This window comes from Streptomyces sp. URMC 126 (assembly GCF_051386555.1).
Lineage (GTDB): Bacteria > Actinomycetota > Actinomycetes > Streptomycetales > Streptomycetaceae > Streptomyces.
Genome location: NZ_JBPQTX010001026.1, coordinates 1 through 259, shown reverse-complemented (window position 1 = coordinate 259; position 259 = coordinate 1). Strand labels below are relative to the sequence as shown.

Annotated in this window: 1 pseudogene; it reads left to right on the top strand. The window is 66.0% G+C overall.

The annotated features are described in order from the left end of the window. Window positions 1–27: 27 nt before the first annotated feature. Window positions 28–259: pseudogene (locus ACSNOK_RS34950) on the top strand (DegT/DnrJ/EryC1/StrS family aminotransferase); the annotation flags it as partial.

The window sequence follows — 259 nt, the reverse complement described above, 5'->3', positions numbered from 1 at the left end:
CATGCGATCCGTAACAGGAACTACGAGTTGTTAGGCCGGCTGCTGGCCGACGTGCCCGGGGTGCGGCTGCTGAGCCGGAACCCCTCACAGGACAAGCTCTCTCTCTACGAGGTCCCCCTGATCTTCGACCCTTTGCCGCACGGAACGACCAATGCGTGGGCGGCCTCTGCTCTGACCGCGGAACTGAGGATTCGCGTCTACCCTCCGAGGCCGCCGCTGTCCCGCAGCCGACTGCTCGCCCCGTGGCTCAAGCCCACAC